This is a genomic window from Marinococcus halophilus (assembly GCF_900166605.1).
Lineage (GTDB): Bacteria > Bacillota > Bacilli > Bacillales > Marinococcaceae > Marinococcus > Marinococcus halophilus.
Window position 1 is genome coordinate 87,438 of sequence record NZ_FVZD01000005.1, and the last position, 20,632, is coordinate 108,069.

General features: G+C 47.8%; 17 protein-coding genes, 1 tRNA gene and 1 other annotated feature. Of the genes, 1 reads left to right on the plus strand and 17 read right to left on the minus strand.

All coding sequences use genetic code 11. From position 1 onward, the window contains the following. Positions 1–33: 33 nt before the first annotated feature. From tadA to B5066_RS02860, 7 genes are all read right to left on the minus strand, one after another. The gene (tadA, locus tag B5066_RS02830; RefSeq protein WP_371862277.1) at positions 34–519 is read right to left on the minus strand and encodes a tRNA adenosine(34) deaminase TadA; all 486 of its coding nucleotides are present in this window, start codon (positions 517–519) and stop codon (positions 34–36) included. Positions 520–602: 83 nt separating this feature from the next. Next, positions 603–695: transfer RNA gene (locus B5066_RS02835), tRNA-Ser, on the minus strand. 125 nt (positions 696–820) lie between these two features. Further along, a complete protein-coding gene (locus B5066_RS02840; protein ID WP_079474451.1) occupies positions 821–1,753 on the minus strand; it encodes an ABC transporter ATP-binding protein in 933 nt (310 codons plus the stop codon). Positions 1,754–1,755: 2 nt separating this feature from the next. After that, positions 1,756–2,808, minus strand: coding sequence for an ABC transporter ATP-binding protein (locus tag B5066_RS02845; protein WP_079474452.1), 1,053 nt, complete (start codon positions 2,806–2,808; stop codon positions 1,756–1,758). Positions 2,809–2,826: 18 nt separating this feature from the next. Then, on the minus strand, positions 2,827–3,984 hold the full coding sequence (opp3C, locus tag B5066_RS02850) for an oligopeptide ABC transporter permease (RefSeq protein WP_079474453.1): 1,158 nt from the start codon (positions 3,982–3,984) through the stop codon (positions 2,827–2,829). A gap of 5 nt (positions 3,985–3,989) precedes the next feature. Then, positions 3,990–4,916 carry an oligopeptide ABC transporter permease gene (gene opp3b / locus B5066_RS02855; RefSeq protein WP_079474454.1) on the minus strand — a complete coding sequence of 309 codons (927 nt, stop codon included), beginning with the start codon at positions 4,914–4,916 and terminating at the stop codon, positions 3,990–3,992. Positions 4,917–5,056: 140 nt separating this feature from the next. Continuing rightward, positions 5,057–6,757: a peptide ABC transporter substrate-binding protein gene (locus tag B5066_RS02860; protein ID WP_079474455.1), complete on the minus strand. Its 1,701-nt coding sequence runs from the start codon at positions 6,755–6,757 to the stop codon at positions 5,057–5,059. 271 nt (positions 6,758–7,028) lie between these two features. Here B5066_RS02860 and B5066_RS02865 point away from each other — a divergent pair, with 271 nt between their 5' ends. Then, positions 7,029–7,400, plus strand: coding sequence for a DUF3899 domain-containing protein (locus B5066_RS02865; protein WP_079474456.1), 372 nt, complete (start codon positions 7,029–7,031; stop codon positions 7,398–7,400). A 53-nt stretch (positions 7,401–7,453) separates the two neighbouring features. On the opposite strand, the gene B5066_RS02870 is transcribed toward B5066_RS02865, so the two are convergent. The 10 genes from B5066_RS02870 to remB form a co-directional block, all read right to left on the minus strand. Then, positions 7,454–7,909 (minus strand): Lrp/AsnC family transcriptional regulator, encoded by a 456-nt coding sequence (locus tag B5066_RS02870; protein WP_079474457.1) that lies wholly within the window; start codon positions 7,907–7,909, stop codon positions 7,454–7,456. A gap of 338 nt (positions 7,910–8,247) precedes the next feature. Beyond that, positions 8,248–9,528, minus strand: a complete 1,281-nt coding sequence (gene serS / locus B5066_RS02875; RefSeq protein WP_079474458.1) for a serine--tRNA ligase — start codon at positions 9,526–9,528, stop codon at positions 8,248–8,250. 64 nt (positions 9,529–9,592) lie between these two features. Continuing rightward, positions 9,593–9,813, minus strand: a binding site (T-box leader). A gap of 2 nt (positions 9,814–9,815) precedes the next feature. Next, positions 9,816–10,406, minus strand: a complete 591-nt coding sequence (pdxT, locus tag B5066_RS02880) for a pyridoxal 5'-phosphate synthase glutaminase subunit PdxT (protein ID WP_079474459.1) — start codon at positions 10,404–10,406, stop codon at positions 9,816–9,818. 23 nt (positions 10,407–10,429) lie between these two features. Further along, positions 10,430–11,314 carry a pyridoxal 5'-phosphate synthase lyase subunit PdxS gene (pdxS, locus tag B5066_RS02885; protein ID WP_079474460.1) on the minus strand — a complete coding sequence of 295 codons (885 nt, stop codon included), beginning with the start codon at positions 11,312–11,314 and terminating at the stop codon, positions 10,430–10,432. A 165-nt stretch (positions 11,315–11,479) separates the two neighbouring features. After that, entirely contained in the window at positions 11,480–12,733 is a 1,254-nt protein-coding gene (locus tag B5066_RS02890; protein ID WP_079474461.1) for a D-alanyl-D-alanine carboxypeptidase family protein, read from the minus strand. Positions 12,734–12,912: 179 nt separating this feature from the next. Beyond that, on the minus strand, positions 12,913–14,367 hold the full coding sequence (guaB, locus tag B5066_RS02895; protein WP_079474462.1) for an IMP dehydrogenase: 1,455 nt from the start codon (positions 14,365–14,367) through the stop codon (positions 12,913–12,915). 205 nt (positions 14,368–14,572) lie between these two features. Further along, positions 14,573–15,601: an HD-GYP domain-containing protein gene (locus B5066_RS02900; RefSeq protein WP_079474463.1), complete on the minus strand. Its 1,029-nt coding sequence runs from the start codon at positions 15,599–15,601 to the stop codon at positions 14,573–14,575. Positions 15,602–15,750: 149 nt separating this feature from the next. Then, on the minus strand, positions 15,751–18,219 hold the full coding sequence (gene gyrA, locus B5066_RS02905) for a DNA gyrase subunit A (protein ID WP_079474464.1): 2,469 nt from the start codon (positions 18,217–18,219) through the stop codon (positions 15,751–15,753). Positions 18,220–18,338: 119 nt separating this feature from the next. Next, entirely contained in the window at positions 18,339–20,255 is a 1,917-nt protein-coding gene (gene gyrB / locus B5066_RS02910; protein WP_079475044.1) for a DNA topoisomerase (ATP-hydrolyzing) subunit B, read from the minus strand. A gap of 82 nt (positions 20,256–20,337) precedes the next feature. Beyond that, positions 20,338–20,622 (minus strand): extracellular matrix regulator RemB, encoded by a 285-nt coding sequence (remB, locus tag B5066_RS02915; protein WP_079474465.1) that lies wholly within the window; start codon positions 20,620–20,622, stop codon positions 20,338–20,340. Positions 20,623–20,632: the final 10 nt, after the last annotated feature.

A 20,632-nucleotide genomic window follows, 5' to 3' on the forward strand; every position in this document is an offset into this window, starting at 1 on the left:
CTATATTCCAAATAGAATTAAACGACTGTAGAGCTATTCCCCGTTTTCTTTCTTTCTATTCTTTTTCTGATCTCTCATTTGGCGGAAAAATGAAATGAGGAGATCAGCACAAGCGGATCTTTCAACTTCAGCAGTAACGTCACAGCGATGATTAAAGCGCTCCTCCTGAAGAAGGTTCATCAACGTCCCGGCACAGCCTGCCTTTGGGTCATGTGCTCCAAAAACAACGGAGGGCACCCGGGCCTGCACAATAGCTCCCGCGCACATCGGACAGGGCTCAAGCGTGACGTAAAGTGTGCATTCTTCAAGCCGCCAGCTGTTTAAAAACGTACAGGCTTCCTGGATGGCAATCATCTCAGCATGAGCGGACGCCTGCTGATCTTCCTCCCGACGATTTCTTCCCCGCCCGATCACTTCATTTTGATAAACAATGACCGCGCCAATTGGCACTTCTCCTGCTGCTTCTGCTTGTTTTGCTTCCCGGATGGCTTCCTGCATCCAATATGTATGTAGATCCATTGCCATCTGCCCTCTTTTCCCTCGTAACGGATAGTGGCGTTAAAAAAAACTGCCGTCTGGGGCAGTTATCGCTGGTAAATTAATGGCGGAGGAGGAGGGATTCGAACCCCCGCGGGCCGCAAAGCCCCTGGCGGTTTTCAAGACCGCTCCCTTCAGCCAGACTTGGGTACTCCTCCGTGCTGAAAAATATGTAGCTTGGTGACTGACAACGATAATCATAGCACAGCCCTACCCGTTGATCAACCCATATTGAAAGAAAAATTCCCCGTTCCTTGATGAGTTTGGGAACGGGGACTTCCGTTTATACCGGAGCCTGCTGCTGCATCTCCTCAAATTCCTGGCTTGTGCACAGCACGTAATGATCCTTTGATACTTCCCGAAATTCAGGCTCTTCGCTCTGGTCATGATCTTCCGGGTTATAAGCCAGCCGGCGTCTCGTGCGTTCGTGGACCGGGTCAGGCTGGGGAATCGCAGATAAAAGTGATTTCGTATATGGATGCAGCGGATTTTTGTAAAGCTCTTCACTCGAAGCAAGCTCTACAAGACGGCCAAAATACATTACGCCAATACGGTCGCTGATATATTTCACCATAGATAGGTCATGAGCAATAAACAAATACGTTAACTCTTCTTCCCGCTGGAGCTTTTTCATTAGGTTGACGACCTGGGCCTGAATCGACACGTCGAGAGCTGAAATCGGCTCATCAGCGATAATAAATTCCGGCTTCACAGCCAGGGCACGTGCAATCCCGATCCGCTGGCGCTGGCCTCCGCTGAATTCGTGCGGGTAGCGCTCTGCGTGCTCCCGGCTTAGCCCGACCGTCTCCAACAGTTCATATACGCGCTGGCGACGCTCTTCTTTATCCTTTGCCAGGCCGTGAATATCGATGCCCTCCGCAATAATATCAATGACCTTCATCCGCGGGTTCAGCGATGAATATGGATCCTGGAAAATCATCTGCATCTGGCGGTTAAACTTCTTCAGCTCTTTCTTGGATTTCTTGCCCTGAACGTTTTCTCCCTTGAACAAAACCTCGCCGCTTGTCGCCTCGTACAGGCGGATAATCGAGCGTCCAGTCGTTGACTTTCCGCAGCCCGACTCTCCTACCAGCCCGAACGTTTCCCCTTTGTATATATCAAAATTCAAGCCGTCTACTGCCCGTACGACACTTTTTCTACCTGTTTTAAAGTGCTGACTCAGGTTTTTGATTTCCAATAATTTCTCATCACTCATATCTACTTTCCTGCCTCCCATTTCCCGTTCATCTCATCAATGCGCTGCTGTACTGAGGCGGGTGGTTGTACATCCGGTGAGTTTTCATGCAGCAGCCATGTCGCTGCATAGTGCGTGTCGGATACCTGAAACATTGGCGGCTGCTCTTCGTAATCAATTTTTAACGCGTACCGGTTCCGGGGGGCGAAAGCATCGCCCTCTGGCGGATGAAGCAGATCCGGCGGCGTTCCCGGGATGGCAAATAATTCTTCCTCCCGCTGGTCCACCGTCGGCATGGAACCAAGGAGGCCCCAGGTGTAAGGATGCTTCGGGTTGTAAAAAAGCTCGTCCACAGAGCCGATTTCTACAATCTTACCGGCATACATGACCGCGACCCGGTCCGCTACATTTGCCACAACGCCCAGGTCGTGCGTAATGAAAATAATCGAGGTTTCAAATTCCTCCTGAATATCTTTCATAATATCCAGAATCTGCGCCTGGATTGTTACGTCAAGCGCTGTTGTCGGCTCATCTGCAATCAATACTTTCGGGTCGCAGGCGAGCGCGATGGCAATGACCACCCGCTGGCGCATGCCCCCCGAAAACTGGTGCGGGTACTGATTCATTCTTGCCTCTGCATCGGGGATGCGCACCAGCTCCAGAAGCCGTACTGCTTCCTTTTTCGCTTCCTCTTTATTCATGCCCCGGTGCATCCGCAGCCCTTCCATCACCTGCGTTCCTACTTTCATCGTCGGATTGAGGGAGGTCATCGGATCCTGAAAAATCATCGCAAAATCCTTGCCGCGGTATTTAGTCATCTGCTTATCGCTCAGCTTGGCAAAATCCTCATTCCCGTATAGAATATTGCCGTTTTTAATATATCCTTTCGGTGCCGGAAGCAGGCCCATCAGCGCCTTTGTCGTTACCGATTTGCCCGATCCGGACTCACCTACGATTGCCAGGGTTTCCCCTTTTCCAACTGAAAAGCTGACGTCTCTTACAGCCTGCACTTCGCCGTTTGGCGTTTTAAAGGAAACACTTAAATTTTTTACATCTAAAATGGTTTCGTTACTCATGTTCGTTCCTCCCACATTCTAATCGCGCATCTTCGGATCAAACGCATCACGCATACCGTCAGCCAGAATGTTAAAGGCAATCATTAACACTGACAGTACAACGGCCGGGAATATTAATACGTGCGGGGTTGTCTGCAGGGCATCAAAGCCGTTATCAATCAGCACCCCGAGTGAAGCGTTCGGAGGCTGCAGCCCCAGACCAATAAAGCTCAGAAAAGCTTCAAAGAAAATCGCATTTGGAATCGTAAACATCGTGTTAATGATAATTAAGCCCATAGTATTCGGTACAAGGTGCTTAGTGATTACTTTTGAATTTGACAGTCCAAGCGTTTGGGAAGCCAGCACAAATTCTTCGTTTTTCAGCTTTAAGATTTCTCCCCGGACAATACGCGACATACCGATCCAGCCAGTAATCGCAATCGCAAGCGATATGGAGAGAATCCCCGGGTCAAGGACAACAATCATAAGAATTAAAATGACAAGGTTCGGTATACCGGAAAGTATTTCTAACAGACGCTGTAAAATGTTATCCGTTTTACCGCCAAAGAAGCCGGAAATACCGCCGTAGGCGACACCGATAAATAAGTCAAGCAGCGTGGCAATGAGAGCAATGAAAAGGGAAACTCTCGTGCCGTCCCACGTTCTTGTCCACTGGTCTCTTCCCAGCCGGTCCGTTCCGAACCAAAAGTTGGTTTCTTCTACTCCGGCTGCCGCGTAACTGTCCACGTTGACCTGCACCTGGGCAGAGCCTACAGAGCCATCGCCTTCGCTTAACGTTTCATATTGAACATAATCTTCGTTGCCGAACCGGCTTTCTGCGTTTGTTTGGGCCTGCTCCGCTGTAATATTTTCAAAAACATATGTTTCCTGGCCGTCCATACCCAGCCAGCCGATATTTTCAAGCACAGGAACTTTTGGCGGTAAATTTGACCGTGATAAGTCCTGCTCTCTCGGCGTATATTCATTCATCATCGGGCCAAAGATAGCAAAAAACACAATAAGTAATAATGCTATTAAAGAAATCATCGCTGCCACGTTTTTACGCAGCGCCCGGAAGGCATCCTGCCAAAACGTCCGGCTCGGACGGTTAATTTGCTCCATGTCCTCTTCCCGTACATCAGCTGGAGAGAATAGTTCTTTGTCGTATTTTCTTTCTTTCTCGTTTTCGTGCTGCATAACTTCTACTTCCCTCCATCCAGGCGGATTCTCGGATCAATGATGCCATAAAGAATATCGATGATTAGAATAATCAGAACAAATAAGAAGCTGAAAAACAGGGTCGTTCCCATGATCATTGGGTAATCGTTCGTCGTTACGGCGGTGACAAACTGCTCCCCGATCCCCGGTACTGCAAAGATCTGTTCGATAACAAGAGTTCCTGTTAAAAGACTTACTGCAAGCGGCCCCAGAATCGTAATCAAAGGAATCAGGGCATTGCGCAGTCCGTGCTTGAAAATAACTGCTGTCCAGCCGACGCCTTTAGCTCTTGCTGTAGTGATATAATCTTTGTTTAATACCTCCAGCATTTCTGTACGCATAAACCTCGCGCAAATAGCCATCGGAAATATAAGTAGCGCAATTGTCGGCATTATTGTATGAGCGAACGTTCCCCAAGTAGCAACCGGGAACAACTGCCACTGCACGCCCAGAAAATATTGGAGCAGCCCCGCAAAAATAAAGGACGGAATCGAAGTCCCGATAACCGCAAGCAGCGTAGAGCCAAAGTCTAAAATACCGTTATGAAAAATAGCCGCGACTAGCCCTAAAAGAGCTCCTAAAATCGAGCCAATGAAAAGCGCTTGAATGCCCAGCTGTAGAGAAGGGCCGATCCGGTTTCCAAGGATTTCGGTTACTTCCCGATTGTCAAACTGAAAGGAGATACCAAGGTTTCCCTGCACAAGCCCCAGCATATAGTCCACATACTGAAGCGGCACCGGTTTATCCAGGCCGTACTGTTCCAGCACAATCTGCTGTTGGGATTCTGACAAACGATCAGCCGAGCTCAAAGGCGTGCCGGGCATCAATTTCATTAAAAAGAATGTAACACTGGCGATAATAAATAAAGTAATCGCCATGTATACGATTCTGGTGGCAATATAACGTGCCATACATTTTTCCTCCTTGTAAATGTCGTGGTGTTAGTCATGTTGTGAATCCTTTAAGTTTAGGAAACAAGGGAAAAGAGAGCATAAGCCAATTATTATGGATATACTCTCTTGCCCCCTGAAAATATTATTTTATTTAGTTTTTATTCCTCTGTAGCATCTTCGTTGACGTAAGCCCACTTGTATTCAAAATCAGGCCCCGCAGCGTTAACGATAACTCCCTGCAGTTCCGGGTTCCAGAGATAAGCCTGGGCTTCCTGGTACATTGGAGCAATTACTGCGTCTTCTTCAATCAGAAGCTTTTCTGCTTCGAGGAAGTTGTCCCAACGCTCCTGCGGCTGGTCAGCTAACTCGTTGTTTGCTTCTTCAATCAAGGAATCGTATTCTTCACTGGAATAACCAGTGTGGTTATTGCCGCTATCTGTAACAAACAGGTTCATGAATGTGTTCGGGTCCACATAGTCAGGACCCCAGCCGGACATTAACAGGTCATAATCCATGTTAGTGTCACGATCGAGACGCTCCTGAAACGGCACCTGCTGCACGTTCACAGTTAACCCGTCCAGAGTGCCCTCTAACTGTTCCTTGAGATATGCACTAATGTTTTGAGCTGATTCAGTATCACCTGTGAGGTAACCTAGCTCTGCGCTATCGGCGCCAATTTCTTCAAGACCCTGCTCCCAAAGCTCCTGCGCCTGCTCTTTGTCAGTTGCTGAGAGGTTGCCGTTTACTTCGCGGAAATCTTCTTCTCCTTCAGGGCTGAAAACGAAGTTGCCCGGCATCAGGCCGCCCAGAGGCATGGAGCCGTTGTTTAAGATAGTATTTGTTAAGTCTTCTTTGTTCACGGCCATCTGGATGGCTTTACGAGTATTTTCGTTCGCAAGAATTTCATTTTCCTGGTTCATTTTAACGTACCAGGAAGTTGGCTGTTCTACTGCACGGTAGTCCTGGTTCGTGCTGTACTCATCCACAAATTCCGCAGTCAGCTCCGTGCGGTCCAATTCACCGGTTTCGTACAGGTTCGTGCCTGTGGAAGGTTCTTTGACTACCTGTACGTTGATTTCCTCCAGCTGTACAGTATCTGCATCCCAATAGTCTTCATTTTTCACGAATGCCATACTGTCACCGGTGTTCCATTCTTCCATTGTAAATGGTCCGTTTGTGAGCATATTATCAGGGTTCAAGGCATAATCATCACCCTGCTCTTCCACAAACTCTTCATTTAGAGGATAGAATGTCGGGAATGTTGTCAGAGATTCGAAATATGGCGTCTGTTTTTCAAGAGAAACTTCCAGTGTATGTTCATCTACAGCTTCCACTCCAAGTTCACTCGGCTCCATTTCGCCTTCGCTGATGGCAGTAGCGTTTTCAATGACGCCCCCCATCATATAAGGTCCGTACTCAGAAGCTGTCTCCGGATCTACCGCCCGCTGCCAGGAATAAACGAAATCCTCGGCTGTTACAGGGTCTCCGTTTGTCCAAGTAGAATCTTCCCGAAGATTAAACGTCCAAGTCGTTCCGTCTTCACTTATTTCCGGGTCGCCTGTAGCAACGCCGTCAGTGATTTCCGCATTCTCGCCAAGACGGTAAAGTCCTTCATAAATTTCCCCCGACCATTGGATGCCGAACTGGTCTGTAGTAAGTGAAGGGTCCATGGAAGGAATATCGCCCGACTGCGAGATGTTGATAACCTGCTCGCCGCTTGCCTGGCCTTCGCCGCCTCCATCACCACCGCCGTTGCCGCCGTCTCCGCCGGACTCTCCGCCCCCGCCGCCGGAACACGCTGCAAGTACTGTACTCGAGATTAATGCAGAAGCTAATACTGTCAATTTTGTCTTTTTCATAAGATATGTTGACCTCCCCAAAACTTTTATGTCTTTATTGTGTAAAATTTCTGTTTTCTCTGCATTCACAAAGTATACAAGATTTTGCGAATATTTTCATTAATTTTTTAATTTTTTGCGAAAATGAAAATTTATTCGTTTTGTCTATACGAAAAGCACTAATGTTTTTGTACACAGGGCAATTATTCGTAAATAAAATGATTCGTTCAGCGACGGCCTGCATTTATGCTATAATGATGGGCGTTATAAATATCCTGAAGGAGTTCCGCATATGCATTGGAAACTGAATCTCTCCGTATTCACCGCTAATTTAATAATTGCCGGCCTGCTGTTTTTCATTTTTTCTCCGGCATTCGGGCTGCTGAATGTGATTAATTATGTGTTTTATGTAGGGCTGTTTTATCTAATCGTTTTCATTGCAGCTTTTGTAATGCGCGGAGGATTTTTCGATGCTATTACTCACAGCTTTCGAAAAGTAGCTCATCGGCTCGCCCCCTCCAGGCCTTCAACTCAGGGCTGGGAACAACGGCTTCCGCCTTCTGAGGTCATCGAGACCTCTTTTTTCCGTGTTCTTTTCATTCAGACTGCGGCGCTTATTGCCCTGGATCTTTTACTGCTGGTTCTGTACTACACAGCAAATTAAATGCTCCCGGCTTTACCCTCGCTCGCGGTACCACCACCTTTAATGTTGTTCCGTTAAGGAGTTAAATAAGAAAAGGAATCCTTGTACTGCTTTAACTCAACGTTCACGTCAGCGTTCAAAATTCCATCAATTTGCGCTAAATCCCTGTTAACAAAATTCACTAAATCCTCGTTATTTCGAAAATAAGCCTGTAAAATTAAATCGTGGTTGCCGGAGAAAGCACCGACAAACCGCACTTCGGAAAAACGCTGCAGCTTACTCGCAATTTCGTCCTGCATTCCAAGCTTTGTGCTTAGCCCGATAATCGTCTGCACATCAAGGCCAATTTTATTTGGATTGGTATGTATGATAAATTCAAAGACGTTATAGCGGAGCATTTTGTTAATTCTTGAACGGACAGTCCCCTCACTCACTCCCAGGCAACGGGCGATTTCACTGTAGGATTCCTTGCCGTTTGCCTGCAGATACCCAAGTATCGACATATCTACTTGATCTAATGAAACGCTCATTGGCATCCCTTCTCTTTGTCTCATTCTCACCTTGATGACCGTGTATTCGTTATTACGAATTACCGAGATAAAACAATTAACATTAGTAATTTCGTAACAATTACCGGGGTGGATTAACGTAATTATAAGTAATTGTTCTTATTATTGCAATATTCGTGAAAGATTTTTATGAATTTTTTTGTAAGATTATATAACGATGTTATGATTCGAAAACAGGCCAAATATACTTTTCATACTACAATGTCAGCGCTTTCATTTCAATTGCTTCTTTGAAGTTATTTTGCATAACTATGAAAAACTCTGGCCGCCTAAAGCGTCCAGAGTTTTTTAAAATCTGCCTATTTCGCTGTAATGTATGCTTTATTGCCCATATATCCACGCAGCACTTCAGGAATCTTGATGCTACCGTCTTCCTGCTGATGGTTTTCCATAATTGCCGCCACTGTACGTCCAAGGGCGAGCCCAGAACCGTTTAGCGTATGCACGAATTCTGTTTTCGCCCCGCGGTCCCGTTTGAAACGAATATTGGCGCGCCGGGCTTGAAAGTCCTCAAAATTACTGCAGGAAGAAATTTCTTTGTAATCTTCGTAGCTTGGGAGCCATACTTCGATATCGTATTTTTTCGCGGCCGTAAAACCTAAATCTCCAGTGCACATGTTCATCACACGGTATGGCAGCTCAAGCAGCTGAAGCACTTTTTCAGCATGACCGGTCAATGTTTCAAGCTCTTTATACGACTCATCTGGTGTTGTAAAGCGTACAAGCTCCACTTTATTAAACTGGTGCTGGCGGATCAGGCCGCGGGTATCACGTCCCGCAGAGCCTGCCTCAGAACGGAAGCACGCACTGAACGCCGTATAGGCTTTTGGCAGTTCTTTACCTGCAAGAATTTCTTCGCGGTGCATGTTGGTAACAGGCACTTCTGCTGTTGGTACAAGGAAATAATCCTCTTCCTGGATCTGAAAAGCGTCTTCCTCGAATTTCGGCAGCTGGCCGGTGCCGGTCATGCTGCTTCGATTGACCATGTACGGAGGGATCAATTCTTCATAGCCGTGTTCATCGCTGTGCAGGTCCATCATAAACTGAATCAGCGCCCGCTCAAGGCGGGCTCCGGCGCCCTTATAAAACATAAACCGGCTTCCGGTTACTTTTGCAGCCCGTTCGGCATCAAGCATGTCTAAATCGACGCCGATATCCCAGTGCGGCTTCAGTGCAAAATCGAACACCGGCGGCTCTCCCCAGGCTCTAACTTCTTCGTTATCTGATTCATCCTCTCCGACCGGTACTGTTTCATGTGGAACATTTGGAATGGAAAGCAGAATCTGCTGCAGACGTTCATCCTTTTCACGTAGCTGTTCGTCCAGCTTTTTAACCCTGCCTGATACGTCCCGCATTTCCGTAATAAGTTCATCGGTGTCTTCTTTGTTTTTCTTTTTAGCTGCGATTTCATCAGATACAGTGTTACGTCGCTGCTTCAACTCTTCTGTTTCCTGGATCAGTTCCCGGCGTTCCCGGTCGAGCGCTTCAAAAGAATCTAATTCGCTAATGTCTTCATTTCGTTTCGAAAGCTGGGCTTTCACTGCATCAAAATCATTTCGCAATCGTTTAGGGTCAAGCATAAGTGTGTTTCCTCCTTGTATAGTTATCTATTTTATATATTATAAAAAAGCCCCGCCCCTGTGAATCAGGGACGAGACTTTAATTTCCCGCGTTGCCACCCTCGTTGCAGTAAACGTCACTGCCGGCTTTTCTTTCATCCGTTAACGGGGACAAGCCGAAAACGGCTACTGATGTTCACCGTTTTACTCCGGACGGGATTCCCCCTGCATTTTCATCGGTTCACACCAGCCACCGACTCTCTGAAGAAAAAATGCAGAAGTACTATTGTCCATCAACGCGATTGTATTTACACATTCACTGCCGCTTGCGCTTCCCGTACCATTTGTACGAAATACTGGTGAAATCTGCGGTCGTTCGTCAGCTCCGGATGAAAAGAACAGGAAAGCAGATGATCCTGCCGAGCTACTACGATTTCATCGTTATACTCTGCGAGCACTTCGACGTTTTGTCCAACTTCCGTAATCAGTGGAGCCCGGATAAATACTGCTTCGGCATCGTCTGCGACTCCGCGAATGGAAAGCCTGGTTTCGAAGCTTTCCCGCTGGCGTCCGAATGCATTACGCTGAACCGTCATATCCATCAGTTCAAGATGGCCTCCCGGCTCGCCCACCACGTCGGTCGCCATCAAAATCAGGCCGGCGCACGTGCCAAACACTGGCTTCCCTGCTTTGGCGAACGCCTGCAGCGGCTCAAAAAATTGATATTTTTCCACCAGACGCCGCATCGTCGTGCTTTCGCCTCCCGGAAATACCAGCCCATCAATTTCTTCAAGCTGTTCCGGCCGTTTTACGATAATAACTTCCGTATCAGGGGCCTCTAAACCTTTAACATGTTCACGAACAGCGCCTTGAAGAGCTAAAACGCCGATTTTCATCATGAGTAAAAACCCCCTGTATTATATTACTGGCTGCGGTCCTGCATGCGGTCAAAGCCTTCGAGCTGGGAAATATCCATCCCGGTCATTGCAGTACCCAGCCCTTTGGACAGCTTAGCAATCAGTTCGTAATCTTCATAGTGTGTTGTCGCCTCAACAATAGCCCGGGCAAATTTATCCGGATATTCGGATTTGAAAATACCGGAGCCCACAAATACACCGTCAGCGCCCAGCTGCATCATTAAAGCGGCGTCGGCTGGCGTCGCTATTCCGCCTGCAGCAAAGTTAACCACCGGCAGGCGGCCCTCTTCACGGATTTGAAGCAGCAGTTCGTACGGGGCACCAAGGTTTTTCGCTTCTGTCATTAATTCGTCTTTCGACAGGCCGATTACTTTGCGGATTTGAGACTGAATCAAACGCATGTGGCGTACTGCTTCCACAATGTTACCGGTGCCCGGCTCCCCTTTTGTACGAAGCATGGAAGCTCCTTCACCAATACGGCGGGCCGCTTCTCCAAGATCACGGGCTCCACAGACAAATGGGACTGTATATTCTGTTTTATCCATGTGGTACACATCGTCTGCCGGGGTGAGGACTTCGCTTTCATCAATGTAATCAGCACCCAGCGATTCGAGCACACGTGCTTCGACGATGTGGCCGATACGGGCTTTTGCCATTACCGGGATCGATACAGCCTCCATGACCTCCTGAACGATTGTAGGATCTGCCATGCGCGCTACGCCGCCAGCAGCCCGAATGTCTGAAGGCACCCGTTCAAGGGCCATTACAGCTACGGCTCCTGCCTCCTCGGCGATTTTCGCCTGTTCTCCGTTGACGACGTCCATAATAACGCCGCCTTTTTGCATCTCAGCCATGCCTCTTTTAATCCGATCTGTTCCTCTCTCTGCCATATTCCAGCCCTCCAGCTCCAATATTCTATCTTTTACCACCATTTTTTGTGGTGTAATAATAACGCTCAGTAGTCCTATTGTAACACTATACTATATCTGGATAAAGCATCTTGTTTTAAGCCAAAAAAGCCTTCAAGAAAGCTTTTATTCATCAGTGGCTCTGTTCTATAAACCGCTGAACAGATTGCCAATGTTCTGCACCATGTTACCAAACCATCCGCGCTTCTCCACGGCTTCTGCCGCTACCAGAGGTACTTCGGTACGGTTGGCTCTGCCCTGTATATAAGAGGCTTCACTGTTTGTAACAACTACTGTGCCCACTTCTTCGCCTTTTTCGATTGGGGCTTCATTTTTAGATACAGCAATCTCATATTCGGGCTCTTTATTCTCTGAAGAAATCAGCTCCAGTGCTTCTCCTGCTGCTACTTGTATGTTTTCTTCCTGGCCATTTTCTACTTCAATAGAGGAGTCCCTGCCGATTTCTGCTCCTTTTTCCACCAGCGTTTGGCTTTCAAGTTCCCGATCAGCATAATCGTACAGTTTAGCCGTTTCTGTAAAACGTGACATTTTTGTTTTTGCATTCATCACAACTGATATATATCTGTTTCCGTCCTGTTCGATCGTCCCGGTAAAAGCATTTCCGGCCAAGTCAGTTGTGCCTGTTTTCAGCCCGTCCACTCCTTCGTACTCCTGTTGGAGACCTGGAAGCATTTTATTCCAGTTAATCATCTCGATTGATTCTTCCGAATCTTCGTTGAATGTTTTTTTCGGCACGCCTGCCACGTCCAGCACTTCCGGATATTCATCCAACAGATGGTAAGCCAACAAGGCCGTATCGTTGGCTGACATCATGTTTTCTGCGCTCTTACCGCTTCCTTCCGGTGCATACCCCATCATTGTAGAATTATTCAGCCCGGTCGCGTTTACGAATTCATACTTCTCCATGCCAAGCTCCTCGGCCTGTTGATTCATCCGGTCGGCAAAAGCTGCCTCATTGCCCTCAATATGTTCTGCCAAAGCAATGGTTGCCCCGTTCGCAGAATAAATGGCCATAGCCTCGTAAAGTTCTTTGACCGTATAGGTCTCATCCTGACGAAGAGGCACATTTGATAAATTGGTTTGAAGAGAAAGTTCACGGACTTTCTCGCTGATTGCCACTTCATCATTCCAGCTGATATCGCCCTCTTCAACTGCTTTGTTTACTATGTATTCTGTCATCATTTTGGACATGCTGGCCGCAGAAAGCAGCTCTTCTGTATTATCTTCATACACTATCTGCCCTGTGTCTGCATCTATCATAATCGAAGCGCTTGCTTCTATATCAGGCTCTGCCGCTTGAACTGGCATACTGCCAAACGTCCAGATGACTGCAGCCGCTACGCAGGAGACCCCTGCTGTTTTCAGCTTATTTCTCTTCAATCTCTGCACCTCCGTGGTGTATAGCTATCGCATATTTTACCACAGCCTCACTTTAAAACATATCTGCCATTGTTCCTTTTATAAAGCCTTCCAGAACCGGCCGGGCAACAATATTTCCCGGGAAATATGCGCAGATACAAAAAAAGACGAAAGCTGGCGGCTTCCGTCTTCCATTATTATTAAGAGTAGTTTGGCGCTTCTTTCGTAATCTGTACGTCATGAGGATGGCTTTCACGCAGCCCGGCGTTGGTAATTCGTACGAAACGGGCATCTTCACGCAGGGAGGAGACCGTCGGGGTACCGCAGTAGCCCATACCGGCTCTTAAACCGCCAAGCAGCTGATGGATGGTATCCTTCAGCGGCCCTTTGTAAGGAATACGGCCTTCGATGCCTTCCGGAACAAGCTTTTGGCTGTTTTCCTGGAAATAGCGGTCCTTGCTTCCCTGTTCCATGGCACTCATCGAACCCATGCCGCGGTAAACTTTAAACTGCCGGCCCTGATAAATTTCACGCTCTCCCGGGCTTTCTGTTACTCCTGCAAGCAAGCTGCCGAGCATTACTGCATGAGCGCCGGAAGCCAGAGCTTTAACAATGTCGCCGGAATATTTAATTCCGCCGTCGGCGATAATTGGAACGTTATGCTTGTCCGCTTCTTCTGCACACTCATATACAGCAGTAATCTGTGGAACTCCGACGCCCGCTACCACGCGGGTCGTACATATCGATCCCGGGCCTATACCGACTTTTACAACGTCGGCTCCTGCCTCGATTAAATCCCTTGTGCCTTCAGCTGTAGCCACATTGCCAGCTATCAGTACTACCTCCGGATAGCTGTTCCGGATTTCTGCAATTTTATCAAGCACTCCTTTAGAATGGCCGTGGGCAGTATCAATAACAATCGCATCGGCTTCTGCTTTGACCAGAGCTTCCACACGTTTGTCTGTATCGGCGCTCACACCGACAGCTCCCCCAACGAGCAGCCTTCCCTGGGCGTCTTTTGCCGAATGAGGGAATTCGATGACTTTCTCGATGTCTTTAATTGTAATGAGCCCTTTTAACGTACCGTCCTTTTCTACAAGCGGAAGCTTTTCAATTCTGTGTTTCTGTAGCACATCTTCTGCTTCTTCCAGCGTAGTGCCAACCGGGGCTGTAATAAGGTTATTGGCGGTCATTACTTCTTTAATTCCAATCGAATAGTCTTCGATAAAACGAAGGTCGCGGTTGGTGATAATCCCCACCAGCTTTTGCTCCTCATCAACGATAGGAACGCCCGAAATGCGGTATTTCCCCATTAGATGCTCGGCGTCGAACACCTGATGGTCCGGATGGAGAAAGAAAGGGTTCGTGATAACGCCGCTTTCTGAACGTTTCACCTGGTCCACCATCTCTGCCTGTGCTTCGATGGACATATTTTTATGCACAATGCCAAGACCGCCAGCCCGTGCCATCGCAATTGCCATGTCTGCTTCCGTCACTGTGTCCATTCCAGCACTTACGACAGGAATATTCAAAGGAAGCTTGTCGGTTAACGAGGTGCGTACTGATACATCCCTTGGATGAATATCAGATCTTGCCGGTAACAATAAAACGTCATCAAACGTTAGCCCTTCTTGGGAAAACTTGTCTGCTCGCACGAATCTTCCTCCTTCAAAATGGGTAATTTTACAGGATTTTTCACTATCCTGAGGTCTGTAACTTATTTATTTCTAATATCTTATCACGTTTCAGCCAGTCTCAGAAGCAAAAGGAATATGTTTTATTTTTCCGAAAATTTATAAATAACTGCTAATATTTATGTAAAGGATTTCACTGTTTTTACTTCATACATAATACACCATGCTAGAGAACATGGTGTATGGCTAATGTTTCATTTAGTTGAACGACCTCTTTGTCCTTATCAAGCTGAACCAGCGGATATTCTATCTCCCGGCGGTCCAAATGCACAATGGAGGCCGTTCTGCCGTCGGCAAGCTGCACCTTCTTTCCAGTCATTACAGTTATGAACTGCTCTGTTAACGTTTCTATTACGGCGGGAGGCAGTTTTCCAAACGAATGGACTGCCAGCTCCTGCATCACATGAAACGCCGATTTTCCTTCGCTGTTCAGCCTCTCGCCTGCCATGGCGTGATACATATCCGCCGCTGCAACAAGGCTGCTCAGTACATATATTTTGCCGCTTTTCATTTTGAGCGGATAGCCGCTCCCGTCTTCTCGTTCATGGTGCTGCAGAATCGCAAGCAATACTTCATCACTGACCGTCCCGGCAGCCTTTGCCATCTGGTAGCTCTGAATCGGATGCTTATCTGCTTCCGATTGTCCCGACGCGGAATTTCTGGCCAGGGAAGCGTCACACAAGAGCCCGGCCAGTGCTGCGCCGACCCATTCCTTTCGGCTGCAGCCATGCTTTTTGGCCAGAAAGGCAGCTAGCAGAGCCACTGCGATTGCGTGATGGCTATCGTACTTTTCCTGATCTATAAACTGATAGCTCGTAAAAACGCTGGAGGCATGTTCTTCAAGACTTTCGAGCAGAGGAGCAAGGACCGCCCGGGCTTTTGTCATCTCAATGGCTCCCCCGGCTTTCCAAGAGCGCCACATAGCTTCATGGGCTTCTACCGCTGTATCATATATATCTTCAAATTCCGGCTGTTGATGCCTGCTGTTTACCTCAGCCTCTTTGACTGGTGAAAAAGGGTCGCCGTTAACGAGCACCGGCTTTACCTCAATGTACTCTATAAGAAACTGTTTGATAATTTCAACCAACTGTTCTGTTAATGCTGTTTGTTTTCTAACCACCGGCGTTTCGTTCACTGCAAAAACATCGTTCACCAGTACGCATCCGGGTACTGCCTGATTAATATGTATCCGCATGGAGCCTCCTCCACTTCTTCTGATATAGTACTTTCATTGTACTATTTTCCTTGAAAAATTCCATTATTTTCACTATTTTGATTGGATAATTTTAGAACAAGCTTCCATAAAAAAATACCCGGCCGTTCAGCATACGGCCGGGAGTTACACTATTCTTCTTCGGATTCTGCTGCCACGTTTTCTTCTTCGTTCACTTCGTGTTCGATTACAGGCGCTACTGTAGAAACAGCTTCCCCTTTATCAAGGCGGATGAGACGCACGCCCTGGGCGTACCGGCCGAGCCTGGAAACGTCGCCAACATGCATGCGGATAACTATTCCCTGGATAGTCATAACCATCAGGTCGATATCTACCGGTACGGAACGCATCGCTGCAAGTTCACCGGTACGGCTCGTAAGTTTAATGGCTTTTAGCCCTTTGCCGCCGCGGTTTTGTTTACTGAATTCTTCAAGTGATGTGAGCTTTCCATATCCTTTGTTCGTTACCATTAAGATCATTTCATTTTCCTGTGCAATGTCCATACCCACTACTTCGTCGCCATTTCGAAGCGAGATTGCTTTAACACCGGAAGCAGTCCGTCCCATCGAGCGTACATCCTCTTCCTCAAAGTGAATAGACATTCCTTGTTTGGTACCGATAATTAAGGAATCGTCCCCGGAAGTGAGACGCACACCGTGAAGCTCATCGTCTTCCCGGACATTAATAGCGAACAGGCCGCCTTTGCGGATCTTCGAAAACGCAGAAAGAACGGTTCTTTTCGAAATCCCTTTTTTCGTTAGGAAGAAAAGGTAAGCATTTTCCGAGAACTCCTCGATTGGAATGACGGTACTGATGTACTCCCCTTTATCAATCTGAAGCAGGTTGATTAATGGAATTCCTTTAGCCGTACGGCTTAATTCAGGAATTTCATATGCTTTCAGGCGATACACTTTCCCTTTGTTGGTAAAGAATAAAATCGTCTGGTGAGAATTAGTCGTAAGCAGATGCTCTACGAAGTCATCCTCGTTCGTGCCCATTCCTTGTACGCCCCGGCCACCCCGGCGCTGGCTCCGGTACGTATCAATCGGCATACGCTTAATATAGCCCTGGTGCGAAATGGTGACTACTACGTCTTGGCGCGGAATAAGGTCCTCATCTTCGATGGAGTTCTCTCCGGCTTCCAGGCGGGTCCGGCGGTCGTCCCCGAATTTTTCCTTCACCTCGGTAAGCTCTTCCCGGATAATTTCAAGCACCCGCTCTTCGTTGGCTAAAATGTCTTTCAGCTCGCGGATCCGCTCCATGAGCTCCCGGTACTCCTGCTCAATTTTATCTCTCTCGAGGCCTGTTAAACGCTGCAGACGCATGTCGAGGATGGCCTGCGCCTGATCTTCACTCAAATCGTAGTTTTCCATCAGGCCGTTTCTTGCAATCTCCGTCGTATCTGATTCCCGGATCAACTCAATCACTGCATCAAGATGATCAAGCGCTACCCGCAGGCCTTCCACAATATGAGCCCGGGCTTCTGCCTTTCGGAGTTCAAAAGCAGTGCGGCGCTGAATCACTACTTTTTGATGTTCAAGATAGTGGTACAGGCATTCTTTAAGATCCAGCACTTTCGGCTGGCCGTTAACGAGAGCAAGCATGTTAATGCCAAAGCTCGTCTGCAGGGCCGTTTGCTTGTATAAGTTATTTAAAATGACGTTGGCGTTGGCATCTCTTCGTACTTCCACGACGATCCTCATGCCGTTACGGTCTGATTCGTCGCGCAGATCAGTAATGCCGTCGATTTTTTTCTCGCGCACCAGCTCTGCAATACGCTCTACCAGCCGGGCTTTATTCACCTGGTACGGCAGTTCATCTACGATAATGGTTTCCTTGCCTCTTTTATCTTCCTCAATGTAAGCATGCGAGCGGATAATAATTGAACCTTTACCCGTTTGATAGGCTTTCCGGATACCGGAGCGTCCTAAAATGGAAGCAGCTGTCGGGAAGTCAGGCCCGGGAATGTATTCCATCAGCTCTTCTACCGTAATATCAGGGTTTTCACTCAGGGCGAGCACTCCGTCAATGACTTCCTCCAGCCGGTGCGGTGGAATATTGGTAGCCATTCCTACCGCAATTCCGGAGGTTCCATTAACAAGCAGATTCGGAAAGCGGGCCGGCAGCACCACAGGCTCCCGTTCGTTGCCATCATAGTTTTCCTGGTAGTCAATGGTGTCTTTGTTAATATCGCGGACCATTTCAAGCGATATTTTGGACATTTTCGCTTCAGTGTAACGCATCGCTGCTGCGCCGTCCCCGTCTACGGAACCAAAATTCCCGTGACCGTTAACAATTGGGTGGCGGTAGCTGAAATCCTGTGCCATCCGCACCATTGTTTCATAAACTGCAGAGTCGCCGTGTGGATGGTATTTACCGATAACATCACCAACGATACGGGCTGACTTCCGGAACGGTTTGTCCGGGGTCATGCCAAGTTCGCTCATTGCAAATAAAATACGCCGGTGCACCGGCTTCATTCCGTCACGAACGTCCGGAAGAGCACGGCTGACGATAACGCTCATCGCGTAGTCCAAAAACGAGGTGCGCATCTCTTCGCCAATACCGATCTCCGTGACTCTGGATTCGTTTTCTGCCATTGCAGTAACCTCCTACTTTCTATTCCATCAGGCTTAAATGCCTATTGTTGCTATATTCGATAGAAACCCCCGCTTAAATCTTTCGCGGGGGTTTCTTTGTGTCACCTTGATGCCGTCTCTTACACGTCGAGGTTCTGGACGTAATGTGCGTTTTCCTGAATAAAATCACGGCGGGGTTCTACCTGGTCTCCCATCAATGTTTCAAACACTTCGTCCGCCATCATAGCGTCTTCAAGCGTCACCTGCATCGTCGTCCTTGACTCCGGATCCATAGTAGTTTCCCAAAGCTGGGTCGGGTTCATTTCCCCGAGGCCTTTATAGCGCTGAAGATTTGGTTTTGGCTGTGCCGGAAGCTCTGCTAAGGCCGGCTGAAGTTCACGTTCGAAAAAGAGATAGCGGACGTGTTTGCCTTGCTGGACCTTATACAGAGGCGGCTGGGCGATATAAATATAGCCTCTTTCGATTAACGGCCGCATGTAACGGTAAAAGAAGGTCAGCAGAAGCGTCCGGATGTGGGCCCCGTCCACATCCGCATCTGTCATGATAATAATACGGTGATAGCGGGCCTTCTCGATATCAAATTCATTGCCGATACCTGTGCCAAGAGCCGTAATTATGGTTCTGATCTCGTTGTTGGCAAGAATTTTATCCAGGCGCGCTTTTTCTACGTTTAAAATTTTTCCGCGCAGCGGCAGGATCGCCTGGAAATGCCGGTCCCGTCCCTGTTTGGCCGAGCCGCCGGCAGAGTCGCCCTCCACGATATACACTTCACTGCTGGCCGCATCCTTTGAGGTGCAGTCAGCCAGTTTCCCCGGCAGCGAACTGACCTCAAGGGCGCTTTTACGCCGGGTCAATTCCCTGGCTTTCTTCGCCGCATCGCGGGCACGTGAAGCCATCAACCCTTTTTCTACGATTGTTCTCGCCGTATCCGGATTTTCACTCATAAATCTCGAGAAATGCTCTGAGAATAACGAATCTGTGATAGTCCGGGCTTCCCCGTTTCCTAATTTTGTTTTTGTTTGTCCTTCAAACTGGGGATCGGGAATCTTCACACTAACAATCGCCACCAGCCCTTCACGCACGTCGTCCCCGATCAAATTAGGGTCGTTTTCCTTGAAAAGACTGTTTCTGCGGGCATAATCATTAATAACTCTCGTCAGAGCCGTCCGGAATCCGGACTCGTGAGTTCCGCCTTCGTGGGTATTAATATTATTGGCAAACGAATACACATTGCTCGTGTACCCATTGTTGTACTGCATGGCAACTTCCACCTGGATGCCGTTGCGGTTCGCTTCAAGAAAAATCGGCTCTTTGTGGAGTGTGTCCTTTTGGCGATTCAGGTATTCCACAAAGGAAGCAATACCGCCTTCGTAATGGTAGGTCTGCACCTGTTCTTCTTCGGTGCGCTTATCGGTGCAGGTAATTTGGAGTCCGCGGTTAAGAAACGCGAGCTCCCGTACACGGCTCGTAAGTGTTTCGTATTCAAATTCGGTGGTTTCTTCAAAGATCTCCGGATCTGGTTTAAAACGGATCTTTGTGCCCCGTTTATCTGTCTTGCCTACATTCTCGAGATCATGCTGCGGAATACCACGGCGGTAAGCCTGTTGATAAATTTCGCCTTCACGGTGCACTTCAATATCAAGTGTTTCGGAAAGAGCATTTACTACGCTGGCCCCAACGCCGTGAAGACCGCCGGAAACCTTATAGCCGCCTCCACCGAATTTACCGCCGGCGTGCAGTACGGTCATAATAACCTCTACCGCCGGACGACCCATTTTTTCGTGCATACCAACAGGAACACCACGCCCGTTATCTTCTACAGTAATGCTGTTATCTTCTTCAACCGTAATATAGATCTGATCACAATAGCCGCCCATGGCCTCATCAATACTGTTATCCACGATTTCCCACACTAAATGGTGAAGTCCTCTGGACGTTGTAGAGCCGATATACATGCCTGGACGCTTCCGGACTGCCTCGAGTCCTTCAAGTACCTGTATTTGACTTTCATCGTATGAATTTTGGTTCATCGACAATCTGTTCACCTTCGCTTCCTGCGGGATCAACTCTCGCGTGTAGTCCGTAAATACCTGCGCTCGTTTTCATGCTTTTGCACGCTTAGTCTTCTTTAGCTGCCTGTATTTCTTCATGATATTCATCATATTCTGAAATAATCTGCGATCTGCGCTTCAGCGTTAAAGAAGAAATAGGTGAGAAATATACCTTTTCTTCCGTAACCACGACGGATTTTGCTTCAGAATCTGCGATTTGTTCTTTGTCGTCACTTTCGACTGCCTGCAGGAACTGCCGTGTGATGCTTGAAGAATTCTGGCTGTTACTATCTAAAATCGCAATAACGTCTTTCGAACGTATTACGGTGCCGTCGCCTAAATGTATAAACAATGTGATTCAC

What these genes read in the sequence shown, in the direction of transcription:
- tadA (WP_371862277.1), bottom strand. Translation starts at nt 519, where the DNA reads ATGGATCTACATACATATTGGATGCAGGAAGCCATCCGGGAAGCAAAA.
- B5066_RS02840 (WP_079474451.1), bottom strand. Translation starts at nt 1,753, where the DNA reads ATGAGTGATGAGAAATTATTGGAAATCAAAAACCTGAGTCAGCACTTT.
- B5066_RS02845 (WP_079474452.1), bottom strand. Translation starts at nt 2,808, where the DNA reads ATGAGTAACGAAACCATTTTAGATGTAAAAAATTTAAGTGTTTCCTTT.
- opp3C (WP_079474453.1), bottom strand. Translation starts at nt 3,984, where the DNA reads ATGCAGCACGAAAACGAGAAAGAAAGAAAATACGACAAAGAACTATTC.
- opp3b (WP_079474454.1), bottom strand. Translation starts at nt 4,916, where the DNA reads ATGGCACGTTATATTGCCACCAGAATCGTATACATGGCGATTACTTTA.
- B5066_RS02860 (WP_079474455.1), bottom strand. Translation starts at nt 6,757, where the DNA reads ATGAAAAAGACAAAATTGACAGTATTAGCTTCTGCATTAATCTCGAGT.
- B5066_RS02865 (WP_079474456.1), top strand. Translation starts at nt 7,029, where the DNA reads ATGCATTGGAAACTGAATCTCTCCGTATTCACCGCTAATTTAATAATT.
- B5066_RS02870 (WP_079474457.1), bottom strand. Translation starts at nt 7,909, where the DNA reads ATGAGCGTTTCATTAGATCAAGTAGATATGTCGATACTTGGGTATCTG.
- serS (WP_079474458.1), bottom strand. Translation starts at nt 9,528, where the DNA reads ATGCTTGACCCTAAACGATTGCGAAATGATTTTGATGCAGTGAAAGCC.
- pdxT (WP_079474459.1), bottom strand. Translation starts at nt 10,406, where the DNA reads ATGATGAAAATCGGCGTTTTAGCTCTTCAAGGCGCTGTTCGTGAACAT.
- pdxS (WP_079474460.1), bottom strand. Translation starts at nt 11,314, where the DNA reads ATGGCAGAGAGAGGAACAGATCGGATTAAAAGAGGCATGGCTGAGATG.
- B5066_RS02900 (WP_079474463.1), bottom strand. Translation starts at nt 15,601, where the DNA reads ATGCGGATACATATTAATCAGGCAGTACCCGGATGCGTACTGGTGAAC.
- gyrA (WP_079474464.1), bottom strand. Translation starts at nt 18,219, where the DNA reads ATGGCAGAAAACGAATCCAGAGTCACGGAGATCGGTATTGGCGAAGAG.